Below are 17,237 nucleotides of genomic sequence, written 5' to 3' on the forward strand. Positions count from 1 at the left end.
CCCCGGAGGTTCGCCATGAAGACCGCGCTCAAGACACTGTTCCACTTCATCCACGGCAATCCCGAGGGAAAGCGGGAAGCGGTTGAAAAGTTCCTCAACAAGTCCGAAGAATTCAGGCTCCTTCTTGCGGCCAACGGCAAGGCCCTGGAGCTCATGGCCGAGATGACCGAGGCGGCCCGCTCCGGCCACCCGTCCGGGATCACCCGGGTGCGGGCGTTCAGCGTCATGGTCGCCTCCAGCGTGCGCCAGATGATCGAACGGTTATGCCGCATGGCCCCGGGCCGATACGACGCCCTGCGCGAGGTTTTCAACGCCATCGTCCAGGACATGGACCAGGCCTTTGCCGGTCCCCCGAAGGGGCCGCTCGGGCCGACTGTCGTGCGCATGGCCGATCTGCGCGCCATCGACCTGCTCGAGACCGGCTCCAAGGTGGCCATGCTCGGCGAGATCAAGGCCGAACTCGGCGCGGTGGTCCCGCGCGGCTTCGCCATCACGGCCTCGGGCTTCCGCCTGTTCATGGAGTCCACCGGACTGGACGACGAGATCAACCGGCTCATCCAGATCCACGACGGGAACTCCCTGGAGGAGCTTACCGACCTGGCGCGAAGCATCCGCCAGGCCATCGATCTGGCCCCCATGCCCGAAGAGCTGGAAACGGCCGTGCGCGAACAGTGCGCCCGACTCGGCGACGTCCGCCTCGCCGTGCGCTCGAGCGCCCTGGGCGAGGATTCGGAACAGGCCGGATTCGCCGGGCAGTTCGCCACCCGGCTCGGGGTCAAGCCCGCCCAGGTGACCGACGCCTACCGCGAGGTCGTCTCGAGCATGTACTCGGCCACGGCCATGACCTACGTGCGCAACCGAGGGTTGCGCGAGGACGGCATGGTCATGGCCGCCGGATGCATGGAGATGATCAACGCCGTGGCGGGCGGAGTGATCTACACCCGTCCGCCGGTGGGCGGCGACTCGGACGCGGTCATCGTCAACGCGGTGCCCGGCCTGCCCTGCGCCGTGGTGGACGGCAGCTCCATGGCCGACTCCTACAGCGTGGACCGCGAGACCGGCAGAATCAGGAGCCGCGACATCGCCGAGAAGGAGATCCGCTTCATCCTGACCTCGGGCGGCAAGGTGCGCAAGGAGAAGCTCTACGGCGGCCGGGAACTGGAACCGGCCGTGCCGGACCGCGATATCGAGCGGCTGGCCGCCCTGGCCCTGCGCATCGAGGAACATTTCGGCCATCCCCAGGACATCGAGTGGGCCAAGGACCGCGACGGGCTGATCGTCATCCTGCAATGCCGTCCCCTGACCGTGTGCGAGGACGCGCCCGGTCCCAGGTCCAAGCCGTGGTCCGACGACGAGGAGAGCCGGGGGCTGGCCATTCTGTCCGGGTGCATCCCGGCCAGCCCGGGCGCGGCCGCCGGCTACGTGGTCAAGGTGGAGACCGAGGAGGACATGTTCCGCTTCCCGGACGGCGCGGTCCTGCTGGCCCGCAACGCCCGGCCACAGCTCTCCGCCCTGCTGCCCAGAGCCGCGGCCCTGGTGGCCGAGTTCGGCAGTTCCGTGGGCCATCTGGCCAACGTCGCCAGGGAATACGCCATCCCGGCCCTGATCGGCGCGCCCGGCGCGGTGGAACGCCTCTCGGGCGTGGGCGTGATCACGGTCAACGGAAGCAACGGGACCATCTACCTGGGCCGCCGCAAGCGGATGATCCAGCGTGAGGCCCGGCCCACGGCCCGGGTGCGCACCACGGACGTGGGACTGGCCCTGGAGCGGGTCCTGCGGTTCATCACCCCGCTGACCCTGACCGACCCCGAGTCCACGGAATTTAGGCCCGAGGGGTGCCGGTCCATGCACGACATCACCCGGTTCTGCCACGAAAAGGCGGTCTACGAGATGTTCGCCCAGGGCGACCGCCCGGTGTCGGGCGCGCGCAGGCTGGCAGGAGAACGGGCCATGCAGTACTGGCTGGTGGATATCGGCGGCGGGACCTCGGCGGACGCGGGCGGGCCCGCGAACTCCCGCCGGGACATCACCATCGAGGCCGTGTGCTCCAGTCCCATGCGCGCCCTGTGGTACGGCATGATGGCCGTTCCCTGGGAGGGCCCGCCGCCGCCGACCATGGACGGGTTCATGTCGGTGATGACCAGCGCGGCGCGGAATCCGGCCCTGGCGGCCGGGGTGCGCAACGACATGGGCGAGCGCAACTACTTCATCGTGGGCGGCCGCTACTGCAACCTGCAATCGCGGTTCGGCTTCCACTTCTGCACTATCGAGGGCTTCGCGGGCGACGACCCCAACGTGAACTACGCCCTGTTCCAGTTCAAGGGGGGCGGGGCGAGCATGGACCGCCGCCACCTGCGCTCGCGCCTGGTGGCCGAGATCCTGGAGAAGCGCGGCTTCATCGCCGAAATCCGAGAAGACGCCCTGTTCGCGCGCCTGGAGGGCGTCAGCCGCCAGGCCGTGGAGCAGGCCATGGCCGTGCTCGGCTACCTGCTCATGCACACCCGGCAGATCGACATGTCCATGGCCGACCCGGGCATGACCGTGCGCTACCGCGAACGGTTCGAGGCGGACATCGAGAGGCTGCTGGAAGGACTGCCCAATGAGCTCCGGGAAGCGGGGTGCGCAGCGTGAACGCCACACCCTATGCCCGGCTCAAGTGGTACCTGGTTCTGATCACCCTGGGGCTTTCCCTGGTCCCGCTCTTCGCGCTCGGCTACGTCATCCACAGCGAGTTCAGGCAGACCTACGAGGAGAAGCTGACCGACAACCTGCGGCTGATGGTCGCCAACCGGCGGGACGCCATCTCCATGTTCCTGGGCGAGCGGGTGGTCCAGCTGCAGATGCTGGCCGACATCCACTCCTTTGCCGAGATGTCCAACCAGGCCTACCTGAACAGGGTCTTCGAGGCGGTCCACGGCACGTCCAGCTCGTTCTTCGACATCGGGGTCATCGGCCAGAACGGCGGGCACGAGGCGTATTGCGGCCCCTTTGATCTGATGGACGTGAACTACCGCGACGAGCCGTGGTTCCACCAGGTCATGCTCAAGGGGCTGTACATCAGCGACGTGTTCATGGGCTTCCGCAACTTCCCGCACTTCATCATCGCGGTGAAGCGCCAGGAGGCGGGCCGAACCTGGATCCTGCGGGCGACCATCGACTCCGAGGTATTCACCTCGCTGGTCCGCAACGTGCGCACCGGCAAGCAGGGCGACGCCTACATCGTCAACGACAAGGACGTGCTCCAGACCCCGTCGCGGTTCGGCGGCAAGGCCCTGGCCCGTGTCGCCCTGCCCGTGCACCCGCGGGGCGAGGGCGTGGAGATCGCGTCCTGGCGGCGGGACGGCGTTCCGGTCATAGCCGGGATCACCCCCCTGCCCGACACCAACTGGCGGCTGGTCGTCACCGAGAACCCGGACGAGGAGCTTTCCCCCCTGGTGCGCACCCGGTCCATCGTCTACGCGCTGCTCGGGGCCTGCGGCCTGATGATCTTCCTCGGGGCCTACCTGACCGTGTCCTCGGCCGTGTCCCGGCTGCGCGCCTCTGACCGCCAGCGGGCGGACATGGACGCGGCGGTCATGCAGTCGAGCAAGATGGCCTCCCTGGGCAAGCTGGCCGCCGGTGTGGCCCACGAGGTCAACAACCCCCTGTCCATCATCCGCGAGAGCGCGGGCTGGATCCGGGACATCATCAACGACGGCGAGCTGGGCGAGGGCCCGGCCGTGGACGAACTCGAGGAAGCGGTCTCGGACATCGACCGCCACGTGGAGCGGGCGCGCACCGTGACCCACCGCATGCTCGGCTTCGCCCGGCGCATGGAGCCGCTGCAGGAGGACGTGGACCTGAACATGCTGGCCAACCAGACCGCCTCCTTCCTGGAAAACGAGACCCGGCACAGGAACATCGAGCTCAAGACCGACCTGGACCCGGAACTGCCGCTGATCACCACCGACGCCAACCAGCTGCAGCAGGTCATCCTGAACCTGCTGGAAAACGCCATCGACGCCATCGACCGCGACGGCGAGATCACGTTGGTCACCCGGACCGGCCGGGACGGGGTGGTTCTGAACATCGCGGACAGCGGGGAGGGCATCGCCAGGGAGAACCTGGCCAAGGTGTTCGACCCCTTTTTCACCACCAAGCCCACCGGCGAGGGGACCGGACTGGGGCTTTCCATCGTCTACAGCGCCCTGAGCAAGCTGGGCGGGACCATCAAGGTCAACAGCGAGCCGGGACAGGGCACGACCTTCACCATCCGCCTGCCCTTCACCGGGCCGCAATTCCCCGGCGGCAAGGAGGAACCATGAACCAGATCCGCGTACTTGTGGTCGACGACGAACCCGATTTCCTGAAGCTCATCAAGCGCAGGCTGACCAAGCGCAACGTGCACGTGGACACCGTGACCAACGGCGAGGCGGCCCTGGCCTTCCTCCGGGAGCACCCGGTGGACGTGGTCATCCTCGACGTGCGCATGCCCGGACTGTCCGGCATCGACACCCTCAAGGAAATCCGCAAGCGGTTCCGCGACACCGAGGTCATCATGCTCACCGGACACGGTTCCCTGCAGTCCGGCATCGAGGGCATCAGCCTCGGGGCCTACGACTATATCCTCAAGCCGTTCTCCATCGACAACCTGCTGGGGCGCATCCGGGCGGCCAACGAGCACGCCAAGCTGCGCATCGCAAGGCGGGGACAGCAATGAGCCTGACCTACGCGCGGCGGGTGATCATGCTCGGCCGCTCCGCCTTTCCCGTCTCCTGCCTCGCCGTGGGCGCGGCCGCCTGGTTCCACGGGCGCACCGGGGACGGCCTGGCCCTGGTCGCGGCCGTGGCCGTGGCCGGGGGCATGTGGCTCCTGCTCTGGGCATCGGCGCGCTGGCTGGATCAGGCCGAGGCCGAGCGGACCGAGATGGGCGACCAGCTCATCCAGTCCCAGCGGGTCCTGGCCCTGGGCGAACTGTCCACGGGCATAGCCCACGAGATCAACAACCCCCTGAACATCATCCTCCAGGAAGCGGAGCTGATGCGCTACAACCTGGCCGCCGCCCCCGCGCCCGAGGACCTGCCCGACGTCCTGGAGGAGATCCGCACCAGCCTGGACGTCATCTACGCCCAGGTCTCCCGCTGCTCGGACATCACCCACAAGCTCCTGGACCTGGCCCGCAACCGCAAGCCCGTGTCCCAGGCGGCCGACGTCAACCGGCTGGTGGAGGACATGCTCGAGCTGGTGGAGCGCGAATCCGGCCCCCGGAACATCCGCATCCACCGGCAGCCCGGCCCGGACCTGCCCACGGTGATCTCGGACCCTCCCCTGCTGCGCCAGGTCTTTCTGAACCTGCTCATCAACGCGGTCCAGGCCGTGGACCGCGACGGCGACATCTTCATCACCACCTTCCGCGAGGGAGACATGGCCTGCACCGAGATACGCGACACCGGCCCGGGCATCTCCAAGGAGGACCGCGAACGCATCTTCAACCCGTTTTTCACCACCAAGGCTCCTGGCCAGGGCACCGGGCTCGGCCTGTCGGTCAGCCTGCGGATCATCAACGAACTGGGCGGGGACATTCTCGTGCAGTCCTCCCCGGGCAAGGGCGCGTCGTTCACCGTGCGCATTCCCTTCAAACGATAAGAGGTGTACCATGACCGTAAAGGCGAGAATCCTCGTGGTCGACGACGAAGACCGGTTCCGGCAGTCCCTGTGCCGCCTGCTGCGCGCGGAGGGGTTGACCGTGGACTCGGCGGCAAGCGGGCTCGACGCCCTGAACAAGCTGGCCACGAACGAGTTCGACGTGGTCCTGCTGGACATGCGAATGCCCGGCATGTCGGGCGCGGAGACCTTCACCGAGATACAGCTGCAGGGCTTTGACGTGGAGACCGTCTGCCTGACCGGGCACACCTCCATCAGCGACGCCATGAAGCTGCTGCACAACGGGGTCTTCGACTACCTGCTCAAGCCCGCGTCCATGCAGGAAATCCTCGATACCGTGCAGCGGGCCATGGAGCGCAAGCTGTTGCGTCACGGGGAGATCGGCGTTTCGGAACTGCTGGACGGGTCGGGCTCCCGCTAGGCCGCCCGGGCCCGATGGGACGGAAAGGACGGACCGGAGGACGTTCATGGACGATTTCGCATACGAAAACCTCGGCATCTGCTACTGGAACGGGACGCTCGGACCCTTCAACGTGGGCGTGGTCGGCACCGGCTCCATGCTCCGGGTCCTGCTCGACATCATCTACAACGAGGCCTTTCGCGAATTCCTGCCCGAGATGTGCCTGTCGGCCATCAGCGACACCACGCCGGGCGAGCCGTTGCCCGAGGATTGCGAGACCTGCCCCATCTACCCGACCTACCGGGAGATGCTCGACGCCCACCCGGAGATCAACCTGGTGGTCGAGATCACCGGCGACCGGGGTGCCGCGGCATCGCTGCGCAAGGAACTGCCCGCCACGGTCGCACTGATCGACCACCGCGAGCTGATCTTCCTGTGCGGTCTGCACGACATGGCCGTGGTCAAGGGACACTACATGACCAGCCTGGACCACCAGCGCACCCTGATCCAGTCCATCATCGACGAGATTCGCGAGGACATCTTCCTTCTGGACAAGAGTGGGAACATCCAGGACCTGAACCGCACGGTCTGGCAACGGGCGGGCGTGCCGCGCAAGGAGCTGCTCGGCAGGCCGTGCTGGGAGGCCGCGAGGCTGCGCGACGGCTCGACCTTCTGCAACCAGCTCGACCCGGTCTGCCCCTTCCATAAGACGCTCTTAAGCGGGCGCAAGGAGGAGGCCCTGGTCACCCGGGTCAACGGCGGCGGCCTGCTCCAGTACTACCGGCTCTACGCCTACCCCATCTTCGACATGCGGGGGAACATGTCCCACATCATGGTCATGCACCGGGACATCACCGAGCGGACCCAGCGTGAGAAGTACCAGCAACAGCAGGACAAGTTCGCCATCATCGGCGAGATATCCACCTACCTGGCCCACGAAATCCGCAACCCGCTCTACGCGGTGGGCGGATTCGCCAACGCCCTGCTGCGCTCCCCCAAGCTGGACGAACAGGAACGCGAAAAGGTCCAAATCATCGTGGAGGAGACCCGCCGCCTGGACAAGCTTTTGACCAACATGCTCAACTTCGTGCGCCCCTCGCCCGGACCGGGCTCGGCCGTGGACCTGGCGGAAGTGTGCCGCGACGTGGCCGAGCTCATGGACGTGGGTTACGGCCGCCAGGGATACGCCTTCGTCATCAAGGCCGAGGAGCACCTACCCTCGGTGCAGGGCGACGCCGACTCCCTGAAGCAGTGCCTGGTGAACATCATCAGGAACTCCATCGAGGCCATGCCCGGCGGCGGCGAGATCACCATCGACCTGTCCCTGGGCGACGGCGACGTGGTCGTGCGCATCACGGATACGGGTTCGGGCATGAGCGAGACCGAGCTGGACCGCGCCTTCAACCCTTTCTATTCCACCAAGGCGGACGGCAACGGACTGGGCCTGGCCCTGATCAAGAAGATCATCGAGGAGTCCGGGGGCCACGTGACCCTGGCCAGCCGTCCGGGCCAGGGCACCACCGTGACCCTGCGCCTGCCGCCGGCCATGGACGTGGAGCATCCGGTCCGGAACGAATCAAACAATATCTAACCTCTTCCCTTATAAACAGAGCCCCCCTCGCCGCAAGGCACGGGGGCTCTGTTTGGGAAGAGGGTGGCCCCCGACAGGAGTCCGGGCCCGGAAAACCTAAGGCCCCGCGCAGAGGAGTCTGCGCGGGGCCAGCCCTGCGGGGCTGCGGATGCCCCTGACGGGAAGAGGAGTGCCCGGACTACTCCGGGGACTTGGGAGAAGGTGTGGTATGTTGGGGGGAGGGGAAAGCGGGGCCGATGTGCTCCGGACCGCCCTGGGCCAGTTCGCGCCTGACCTCGTCGAGGTCGATGATGCGCGGCGGCACCAGGGTGAAACCCGATGCGTCGCACCAGTCGTGGCTGGTGGCGAACTCGTTGCAGTAGCGGATTTCGTCCAGGATGAAGTAGCCCTCTTCGCCCATGATGCGGTCCCACTGGTGGACCATGAACTCGAACTTGGAGGGGTCGTACTCGGTGACATCGCTCCACTTCCAGGAAAACTTGCACATTTCGTTGTCGAAACCGAGCACGCAAAGGTACTTGGCCCGGCTGTCGAGGTACATGCGGCGGCGAATCTTCAGCGGATCGGCGATGATCCGGTTGTAGTCGAACTCCACCGGCTTGCCGTCCACCGAGACCTGGATGTTGCACATGTCGTCGATGCGCATGCCCCAGGTCGCGGTCTTGCCCTTGCGCCACCATTCCAGGGCCCTCATGGAATAAACTTCGGAACCGTACTTCTGGATGGTGCGGGCCGTCTTCTCGGAAACCGGATGCAGGGCAAGGTCGCAGGAGTGACCGTGTGCGCTAAAGATTATCTCCATTATCCTCTCTCCTTGTTGGGTGGTCGCGTTTCTTGCCTCACAACTTTGCATAGGGCATGCCGCATTGGCCGTGAACAAAATATTTTTTTCACTTGATTGATTTTATTGAATAATATCTATAGCAAAATACGGCAAAGCCTCCAGGTTGCCAGACTCGGGGCGCGCTGGCGCAATTTTGCAAGGCCGCCGCCAGAGGGCTTGCGCGCTCGGGAAGAGATTTTGCGGGATAGAAAACGGCGACCGGTCACCCCGCGAACAGGGGAACGGCCACGCCCCCGGCCAGCCAGGCGAAGGCGGCCATGGCGAACCAGAAGAGCAGGCGGTCGCCCAGGGAGGCGGAGCCGTGGGACATGCCTTCATGATCCGAACCGTGGGGCATGTCCATGCCGTCATGGCCGGAACCGTGAGCCGTACGCCCTGCCATGGCGGCCCGGTCCGCGGCGCGCTTCCACAGCCAGAACGCTCCGGACAGGACGGCGAAGGCCGCGTTGAGAAACAGGGTGTAGTCCACGGCGAAGAACTCGCGGTCGGCCATGATCCTTCCCGCTCCGCCCTTGGGGAGCATGTCGAAGGCGGCGAACCCGTAGTGCAGGACCACGGACGTGGCCACCAGAGCCAGGAGCAGGACCACGACGAGATAGAGGGCCATCCTCCAGCCGTAGTAGCCCGCCTGGATGCGGACCACCGGAAAGACCACCAGATCGCTGAACAGGAAGGCCATGACCCCGGCGAAGCTGACCCCGTTGGTGAAGAGGACGGCGGCCAGCGGCACGTTGCCCATGGAGCCGATGAAGGTGAAGAAGGCGGCGACGGGCCCGATGACCGCCTGGGCCAGGACCTGCCAAAAGGCCGGATGGGCGGCCCCGGAGTCGATGAACAGGGCCTGGAAGAAATCGCGCGGCACGAAGACCGCGATGATACCCGCCACGGTGAAGCCGATGGACACGTCCTTCCAGACCATGTCCCACTCCATGGCGTAGCGCCGGGCCACCTTCAGCCACCCCCCGGGCGAGCGGATCAGGGTCCGCCAGTCCGGGTTCTCGTCCTCGTCGCCGTCCCCGGCCCGGGCGCGGGCGTGCTCCCTGGCCTCGTCCTCCAGTCCGGCGGGCAGGGTCAGGGCGACCACGATCCACATGAAGACGATGAGCAGCACCCCGCCCAGGTACTCGCCGACCACAAACTGCCAGGAGAGGAACAGGGCGATGATGATCCCCAACTCCACCACCAGGTTGGTGGACGAAAGCATGAAGGCCAGGGCGGGCACCAGTCCCGCCCCCTTGGCAAAGAGCGAACGGGTGGTGGACAGGGCCGCGAAGCTGCACGAGCTGGACAGAAAGCCGAAGAAGGTGCCGAGCCCCACGCTCCCGGCCGTGGCCTTGCCCATGCCCCGCTTCATCCGGCTGCGGGTGACGAAGACCTGGATCATGCCGCTGACGAGATAGCCCAGCCCGAAGGCCCAGAAGGCCGTCCAGAACAGGCCGAGCGAGGTCACCGCCGATTCGTTCCACAAGGTCAAAAACGTCTTCATGTCCCTCCCTGTTTCCATGCCGTTGGTCCTAACTGCAAAGTATAGCACAGGGGAGCGGGCGCGGCAAACGGCCGAGTAAGGGCAGGCAGCGCGCACGGCCGATCAGAAAAGTGCGGCTACGGCGTAAATGTCCGCTTGTAACCGGGGGGGAGCACTGCTAGCCTACTCGCATGAACAGTGAAGAACTCAAGAAATTCGCAGTGGAAGCGGGCGCGACCAGAGCGCGCATCGCTGACCTCGATCGGCTCCGGGGCATCGAGACCATGCCGCCGGACCTGCTCGACGGATTCCGCTGCGCGGTGTCCATGGCCATCGCCCTGAGCGACTCGATCATTGAAACCATCACGGACAGGCCCACGCCCATCTACGCCTCCCACTACTCGCGGGTGAACGCGCTGCTGGACGAGGCGGCGCTGAGGGTCTCGCGCTACATCGAGGAGCGCGGAGCCAGGGCCATGCCCCTGCCCGCCAGCCAGGTGCTCGACGCGGAGCGGAACCTCTCCTTCCTGTCACACAAGGCCGTGGCCGTGGCCGCCGGCATCGGCTGGCAAGGCAAGAGCCTGCTCACGGTCAGCCCGGACTTCGGCCCGCGCATCCGCCTGGTCACGGTGTTGACCGACGCGGACCTGGTCCCGGACGAGCCCCTGAGGAACCGCTGCGGCGGCTGTACCAAATGCACGGACGCCTGTCCGGCCGGGGCGATCAAGAACGTGAACACCGACTCGCACTACGCGTCGCGCGACGAGGCCCTGCACTTTGAGCGCTGCCTGCACCACGTGCGCGACGTCTGCGCCAGCATGGAGAATATCAAATCCTCCATCTGCGGCGTATGCATCAAGGTCTGCCCCTGGGGCGCGAAAAAACGGGCCAAGGCGGCCTGACGGCCGCCTCGGTCGCGGAGGGCGTCCGAAAAATCAGCGGCCGCCGCCCAGCAGGGCGACGCAGAGCTGGTCCGCGCAGGAAGTGTTCTTCCGGCCGCAGGTGATGCCCTTGAGCTTGTCGATCACGTCCTCGACCTTCATGCCCTCCACCAGGGCGGCGATGGCCTTGAGGTTGCCGTCGCACCCGCCGGTGAAATCCAGGCGGGTCAAACGGCCGTTCTCGACCTTGTAGCGGATCATTTTGGAGCAGACGTTCTCGGGCTTGAAGCTTTCGCGGTCATCGGAGGCCGGTGCGGTCAGATCGAGAGAGGTGAGGGGAGTGAGTTCGGAGAGATTGGATTTCATGTCTTGAGCAATGGGTTGAAGTTGGCGAAACGGCGCAGAAGGCCGGGTCGGCCCGCGCGGGGCCAGTGAAAAAACCGCTTTCCGCCCAGAGGCGGTCCGCGGTCCCGGCCGGTCGAAGGGGACCGGCGCGCTCCCGACGTTGCGGCGAGGAATTCAACATACCCCCCGGTGGCATATTCCGCAAGGACAAACCCGCCCCTTGTCCCGAACAGGCCCGGATTCCGTGCCACATAATTGTCAACCGTTGTATCAATCCGATAACGCCCTGCCCGTCCCTGGCCATTTGGTCCGAAAAGTCGCCATATCAACACGTTGAAGCCAACGTGCCGCCAAGTGTAAAGCCATTAAGTCTCAAAACGATACAAAAACGGTCCCTCGGCTGAAAGGTGCCGGAGTGTGTCCGGGGCGCATCCGGAAAACCGCAGCGAGCTGACCCGCGAGGCCGATTGCGATTCGCGCGGGCGATCCGAAAACCGGCTGCGATGCCGACAGGCCAACATCTCCCAATATTTTGCAATATCGGGAAAACAGCATACGGGAGTAGGCGGACAATCGTTCATTTTTTACATTTTGAACAAATCAATCCACTCCTTCCAATGAGGTGGTACGCATATTGCTCATACGTCCATATCAACAACGCTCGCCTGCCGATCGTGCAGCACCATCCGAGGAGGACATATGCGCAGAAGGGAGTTCCTGAAATATTCGGCCATGGGTGCCATGGGCACCCTGCTCGCAGCCGTGCCGGGCCTGTCCCGGGCCGCCGACAGGGCCGTGCACTGGCTGACCTGGGAGAACCTGGCCTACGACAAGTACGTAGCCGACTTCATCAAATCCACCGGCATTTCCATCGACAAGGGGTTCATCGGCTCGGACGACGAGCAGTTCGCCAAGATCCGCGCGGGAGGCGGGGCCGACTGGGACCTGATCACCCCGGGCCTGGACAAGGTCGAACTCTACGTGGCCGCCGACCTGCTCCAGCCCCTGGACCTCTCCAAGATTCCCAACGCGGCCAAGCGCTACGCCCCGTTCATGGACACCCCGCTGGGCAAGAAGGACGGCCGGGTCTACGGCATCCCGTTCTACTGGGGCATCAACCCCATCGTCTACCGCGCCGACCTCATGGACAAGGAGCCCGACTGGTCCACCCTGTTCGAGGGCGAGAAGTACAAGGGCCGCCTGGCCATGCGCGACTACGCCCTGGAGGCCATCGCCATCGCAGCCATGTACGTGGGCATCCCGCGCGAGCGCATCTTCAGGATGGACGACAAGGAGCTGGCCGAGTGCAAGAAGGCCTGCATCGCCCAGAAGAAGCTGCTGCGCACCTACTGGAACTCCATCGCCGACCTGACCAACCTGTTCGCCACCGGCGAGGTGGTCTGCGCCTTTTCCTGGGTCCCGCCCTACTACGACCTGCGCGCCAAGGGCATCGACATGGGCATGGCCAAGCCCAAGGAAGGGGTCATCGGCTGGTGCGACACCTGCGCCATCCCCAAGGACGCTTCCCCGGAAGGGGCAGCCGCCGCGCACGAGCTCATCAACTACGTGCTCGGCCCGGACTACGGCTACAAGCTCGCCCTGGACGGCCCGTACGCCATCTCCACCTCAACGGCCCGCGACAAGCTGACCCCGGAGGAGCAGGACCGCGTCTTCATCAAGGACCTCAGTGTCATGGACAGTTTCGTCTGGAAGGAAAACCCCGCCGACTACGGCAAGTGGGTGCGCATCTGGAACGAAGTGAAGGCCAGCTAGTCCATGAACCGCCATTGCACAACGACTCCGGCCTCCAGCGTCCTGCTGGAGGCCCGGGGCCTGACCAAGGACTACGGTTCATTCCGCGCCGTTCACGGGGTGGACTTCGACATCCCGGACGACTGCTTCGTGACCATCCTGGGACCGTCCGGCTGCGGCAAGACCACCATCCTGCGCATGATCGGCGGGTTCGAGTCAGTGACCGGCGGCTCGCTGACCCTGCAGGGGACCCCGCTCATGGGGGTCATGCCCTATGAGCGGCCCATCAACACGGTCTTCCAGAACTACGCCCTGTTCCCGCACCTGCGCGTGGCCGACAACGTGGCCTTCGGCCTGAACCTGCGCAAGCTGCCCAAGTCCGAGGTCAAGCGGCGCGTGGACAAGGCGCTTGAGACCGTCAAGATGGAGTCCATGGCCGCCCGCTATCCGTCCCAGCTCTCGGGCGGGCAGCAGCAGCGCGTGGCCCTGGCCCGCGCCTTCGTCAACGAGCCCAAACTGCTCCTGCTCGACGAGCCGCTCGGCGCGCTGGACCTCAAGATGCGCCGCCACATGCAGGTGGAGCTCAAGGACCTCCAGCAGCGGCTGGCCATGAGCTTCCTCTACGTCACCCACGACCAGGAGGAGGCCTTCGCCCTGTCCGACATCATCATCGTCATGAACGGCGGACGCATCGAGCAGGCGGCCTGCCCCGAAGAAATCTACCACGCCCCGGTCAACGCCTACGTGGCCGATTTCATCGGCGGCGCGAACCTGATCCCTGGCACGGTGGCGTCCGTCGACCAATCGTCCGGCGAGGCGGTCATAGAGACCGCGCTCGGCATCGTCGAGGCCGCGTGCAGCCCCACGGTGGCCGTAAGCGAACCCGCCTGCCTGTGCGTCCGGGCCGAGGACACCCGGCCCGTGGGAGCCCCCGAGGCCCAGAGCCTGACCTTCAGGGCCACGGTCACCCACGTGGTCTTCCAGGGCAGCGTCAAGATGGTCGAGGTGGAGGTGGCCGGGCAGCGCATCGTGGCCCGCCTTCCCCACGATGTCCCGGCCGCGCCCGGCGACGCGCTGGACCTGGCCGTGCCCGGACACCGCCTGCGCGTGGTCCATGGCACGCCCCCGGAGGGAGGCGGCGCGCTATGAGCTTAAAGCGCATCGACCGCGTCCGGCAGCTGACCCTGCTGGCCCTGACCGGGCCCAACGTCCTGTTCCTGGCCGTCTTCTGCGTGGCCCCCCTGGCCGTGCTCTTCAGCTACAGCTTTTTCCAGGTGAGCTTCGTGGACATCGTGCGCGAGCCCACCCTGGCCAACTACGCCCGGGTGCTCGAAAGCGCGACCTATCGCGGCCTGGTCGTCAAGGCGCTGCTGTACGGCATCGGCATCGCGGCCGTCTGCTCGGTCATCGCCTACCCCCTGGCCTTCTTCATCGCCAAGCGGGTCAGGGTCTACAAGGCCCCCCTGCTCACCCTGCTGCTCATCCCGCTGTACACCGGCGACCTGATCCGCATCTTCGCCTGGCGGGTGGTGCTCGGGGCCGAAGGCGTGCTCAACTCCCTGCTCATGTGGCTGGGGGTCATAAAAGAGCCCATCTGGGTGCTCCTGTTCTCGCCCTTTTCCACGGTGGTGGTCCTGACCTACAACTACCTGCCGTTCATGGTCCTGCCCCTGTGGGCGGCCATCGAGGCCATGGACGACTCCTTTCTCGAGGCGGCCATGGACCTGGGTTGCCGCCGCACGGCCACCTTTTTCAAGGTGGTCCTGCCCCTGACCGGTGCCGGGCTCATCGCCGGCTTCATGATGGTCTTCGTCCTGGTGGTCGGCGACTACCTGACCCCGCAGCTCATCGGCGGGTCCTCGGGCGTGACCGTGACCAGCGCCATCCACGACATGTTCGGCGCGGCCTTCGACTGGCCCACGGGCTCGGCGCTCGCCTGGGTGCTCCTGACCGCCATGGCCGCGTTCATCACCGCCGCCGTGTATCTCTTCTACAAGTCCCCCTGGGGACGCGGCATCCGGAGGGCGAACTGATGCGCTTCTCCGGCTGGGCCGCCCTGCGCGGCTACTCCATCGCGGTCTACGGCTTCGTCTACCTGCCGATCATGCTCATGGGACTGTTCTCCGTGAACTCCTCGGACATGATCGCCTTCCCCCTGACCGGGTTCACCCTGGACTGGTACAACCAGATCCTGCACGACGGCCGCATCTTCAAGGGCTTGTTGACCACCATGGCCGTGGCCTTTCCGGTGACCATCATCACCACGGTGCTCGGCTCCATGGCCGCATTGGTCCTGACGCGCCACAAGTTCAAGGGCAAGACCGCCTTCCTGGCCCTGCTCGTGCTGCCCTTCTTCGTGCCCAAGCTCATCTTCGCCATCGCCCAGGTGACCTTCCTCAGCGACGTGGGCATCACCAAGGGGCTCTACACCGTGTGGATATCCCAATCCATGATCATCCTGCCGTTCGTCACCGTGATCATCGCCTCGGTCCTGTTCCGCGTGGACAAGCGGCTGGAGGAGGCCGCCGGGGACCTCGGGGCCACGCCCTGGCAGACCTTTCGCCGGGTCACCCTGCCGCTGATGAAAAACGGCATCCTGGCCGGGTCGTTCATCTCCTTCGTCCTGTCCAACGCCGAATACACGGTCTCCTACTTCACCAGCGGCCGGGCCCAGCCCCTGTCCGTGCTGGTCGCCTCGGACTTCCGGTTCCACCTCTCGCCGAGCCTGAACGCCCTGGCCATGCTCATCGTCCTGTTCAACATTCTGGTCATCGTCATCAGCGAATGGTTCCGGCGGCGGGCCGTGCAGGCCTGACCGGAACACGAGGCAATCCAATGAAACTGCTCATCAAAAACGGCCTGATCGTGAACGCCGACCGCTCGCAAAACGCGGACGTGCTCATCGAGGGCGCCGTCATCAAGGAAGTCGCCCCCCTTCTGTCCGCAGGCCCGGACTTTCGCGTCATAGACGCCAAGAACCTCATGGTCATCCCCGGCGGCATAGACCCGCACACCCACCTGGAGATGCCCACCCCGGTCACCCGCACCGCCGACGGCTTCGACAACGGCGGCCTCGCGGCCCTGTCCGGCGGGACCACCATGGTCATCGACTTCATCAACCCCAAGTACGGCCAATCCTACCTCGAGGCCTGCGACATCTGCATGGAGCGCGCGGCCAAGGCCACCTGCGACTACTCCTACCACGCCACCGTGACCTGGTTCGACGAGCAGGCCGCCAAGGAACTGCGCATCCTGGCCGAGGAACGGGGCATCAACTCCTTCAAACATTTCACCACCTACAAGGGCTCGCTCATGCTCGAGCCCGACCGGATGCTCGCCAGCTTCGCCCTGGCCCGCGAACTCGGCGCGCTCTGCACGGTGCACGCCGAGAACGACGAGATCATCGCCTACATGCAGAAGAAGCTGCTTGAAAACGGCGTCACCCACCCCAGGGGCCACGCCCTGTCCCGGCCGCCCATCGCCGAGGGCGAGGCCACCTACCACGCCATCGCCCTGGCCAGGATCGCGGGAGCGCCGCTGTACATCGTGCATATGAGCTGCGAGGACGCCCTGCACGCCGTGACCCGCGCCCGCCAGTCCGGCCAGGAGGTCTACGCCGAGTCCCTGTGCGGCCACCTGCTCCTGGACGATTCCGTCTATTATAACGACGACCCCGAGATCGCGGCCCGCTACGTCATGAGCCCGCCCTTCCGCTCGCCCGAGCACCGCGAGGCGTTGTGGGAAGGCATCCGCTCCGGCGACATCCAGGTCACGGCCAGCGACAACTGCACCTTCACCCAGGCCGACCGCAACCGGGGCCTGACCGATTTCACCCGAATCCCCAACGGCGCGCCCGGTATCGAGGACCGAATGCGCATCGTGTTCAGCGAAGGCGTGGCCAAGGGCCGCATCACCCCGGAACAGTTCGTGGCCGTGACCTCCACCAATGCCGCGAAAATCTACAACATCCACCCGCAAAAAGGCGTCATAGCGCCCGGCGCCGACGCCGACGTGGTCCTCTGGGACCCGGAAAAGCAACACACCGTGTCGGCCAAGACACACCGCCACGCCATCGACTACAGCATATTCGAGGGCATGACCTTCACCGGCTCGCCCACCATGACCATCCTCGGCGGCGACATCGTCTTCGAAAACAGCATGGTCACCGCCAAACCCGGCCAGGGCCGATTCATCCCCCGCCCCCCGCGCCAACGCATCCCGCCCTGCCACAGCTAGGCGGCGACGAAAAAGGCCGGGTGCGCTAACGCGCACCCGGCCTTTTTTGCCTCCGGCGGCCAGAGGGGAACCTCTTGGAA

At 65.7% G+C, this 17,237-nt stretch carries 15 protein-coding genes; 12 read left to right on the forward strand and 3 right to left on the reverse strand.

The window, feature by feature from the left end; all coding sequences use genetic code 11:
- Positions 1-15 precede the first annotated feature (15 nt).
- The 6 genes from BerOc1_RS04030 to BerOc1_RS04055 are packed head-to-tail and all read left to right on the forward strand — an operon-like array spanning position 16 to position 7,634.
- Positions 16-2,631: a PEP/pyruvate-binding domain-containing protein gene (locus BerOc1_RS04030; protein WP_071544409.1), complete on the forward strand. Its 2,616-nt coding sequence runs from the start codon at positions 16-18 to the stop codon at positions 2,629-2,631.
- Complete coding sequence (locus BerOc1_RS04035; RefSeq protein ID WP_071544523.1) at positions 2,628-4,304, forward strand: sensor histidine kinase; 1,677 nt, start codon at positions 2,628-2,630, stop codon at positions 4,302-4,304. The genes BerOc1_RS04030 and BerOc1_RS04035 overlap by 4 nt, the downstream gene beginning before the upstream one ends.
- The gene (locus tag BerOc1_RS04040) at positions 4,301-4,699 is read left to right on the forward strand and encodes a sigma-54-dependent transcriptional regulator (protein ID WP_071544410.1); all 399 of its coding nucleotides are present in this window, start codon (positions 4,301-4,303) and stop codon (positions 4,697-4,699) included. The genes BerOc1_RS04035 and BerOc1_RS04040 overlap by 4 nt, the downstream gene beginning before the upstream one ends.
- Entirely contained in the window at positions 4,696-5,625 is a 930-nt protein-coding gene (locus BerOc1_RS04045) for a sensor histidine kinase (RefSeq protein ID WP_071544411.1), read from the forward strand. The genes BerOc1_RS04040 and BerOc1_RS04045 overlap by 4 nt, the downstream gene beginning before the upstream one ends.
- 10 nt (positions 5,626-5,635) lie before the next feature.
- Positions 5,636-6,064, forward strand: a complete 429-nt coding sequence (locus tag BerOc1_RS04050; RefSeq protein WP_071544412.1) for a response regulator — start codon at positions 5,636-5,638, stop codon at positions 6,062-6,064.
- Between the two features lie 46 nt (positions 6,065-6,110).
- Positions 6,111-7,634, forward strand: coding sequence for an ATP-binding protein (locus BerOc1_RS04055; RefSeq protein WP_071544413.1), 1,524 nt, complete (start codon positions 6,111-6,113; stop codon positions 7,632-7,634).
- Between the two features lie 178 nt (positions 7,635-7,812).
- Here the strand turns inward: BerOc1_RS04055 and BerOc1_RS04060 are convergent, their stop codons facing one another.
- Together BerOc1_RS04060 and BerOc1_RS04065 are read right to left on the reverse strand one after the other, a co-directional pair.
- On the reverse strand, positions 7,813-8,436 hold the full coding sequence (locus BerOc1_RS04060) for a hypothetical protein (RefSeq protein ID WP_071544414.1): 624 nt from the start codon (positions 8,434-8,436) through the stop codon (positions 7,813-7,815).
- Between the two features lie 244 nt (positions 8,437-8,680).
- Entirely contained in the window at positions 8,681-9,964 is a 1,284-nt protein-coding gene (locus BerOc1_RS04065; RefSeq protein WP_071544415.1) for a permease, read from the reverse strand.
- A 170-nt stretch (positions 9,965-10,134) separates the two neighbouring features.
- Between BerOc1_RS04065 and BerOc1_RS04070 the strand changes: the two genes are divergently transcribed.
- On the forward strand, positions 10,135-10,845 hold the full coding sequence (locus BerOc1_RS04070; RefSeq protein WP_071544416.1) for a 4Fe-4S double cluster binding domain-containing protein: 711 nt from the start codon (positions 10,135-10,137) through the stop codon (positions 10,843-10,845).
- 33 nt (positions 10,846-10,878) lie between these two features.
- On the opposite strand, the gene BerOc1_RS04075 is transcribed toward BerOc1_RS04070, so the two are convergent.
- Complete coding sequence (locus BerOc1_RS04075) at positions 10,879-11,190, reverse strand: TIGR03905 family TSCPD domain-containing protein (protein WP_071544417.1); 312 nt, start codon at positions 11,188-11,190, stop codon at positions 10,879-10,881.
- A 678-nt stretch (positions 11,191-11,868) separates the two neighbouring features.
- On the opposite strand from BerOc1_RS04075, the gene BerOc1_RS04080 reads away from it, so the two are divergent.
- From BerOc1_RS04080 to hydA, 5 genes are read left to right on the forward strand one after another with little or no spacing between them, the layout of a single operon-like run.
- Positions 11,869-12,942 carry an ABC transporter substrate-binding protein gene (locus tag BerOc1_RS04080; protein ID WP_071544418.1) on the forward strand — a complete coding sequence of 358 codons (1,074 nt, stop codon included), beginning with the start codon at positions 11,869-11,871 and terminating at the stop codon, positions 12,940-12,942.
- 3 nt (positions 12,943-12,945) lie between these two features.
- Positions 12,946-14,070: an ABC transporter ATP-binding protein gene (locus BerOc1_RS04085; protein ID WP_071544419.1), complete on the forward strand. Its 1,125-nt coding sequence runs from the start codon at positions 12,946-12,948 to the stop codon at positions 14,068-14,070.
- A complete protein-coding gene (locus BerOc1_RS04090; RefSeq protein ID WP_071544420.1) occupies positions 14,067-14,954 on the forward strand; it encodes an ABC transporter permease in 888 nt (295 codons plus the stop codon). Before BerOc1_RS04085 ends, BerOc1_RS04090 begins: the two co-directional genes overlap by 4 nt.
- Entirely contained in the window at positions 14,954-15,736 is a 783-nt protein-coding gene (locus tag BerOc1_RS04095) for an ABC transporter permease (RefSeq protein ID WP_071544421.1), read from the forward strand. Before BerOc1_RS04090 ends, BerOc1_RS04095 begins: the two co-directional genes overlap by 1 nt.
- Before the next feature lie 20 nt (positions 15,737-15,756).
- Complete coding sequence (hydA, locus tag BerOc1_RS04100) at positions 15,757-17,157, forward strand: dihydropyrimidinase (RefSeq protein WP_071544422.1); 1,401 nt, start codon at positions 15,757-15,759, stop codon at positions 17,155-17,157.
- Positions 17,158-17,237: the final 80 nt, after the last annotated feature.

The sequence above is a fragment of the Pseudodesulfovibrio hydrargyri genome (assembly GCF_001874525.1).
Classification (GTDB): Bacteria; Desulfobacterota; Desulfovibrionia; order Desulfovibrionales; family Desulfovibrionaceae; genus Pseudodesulfovibrio; species Pseudodesulfovibrio hydrargyri.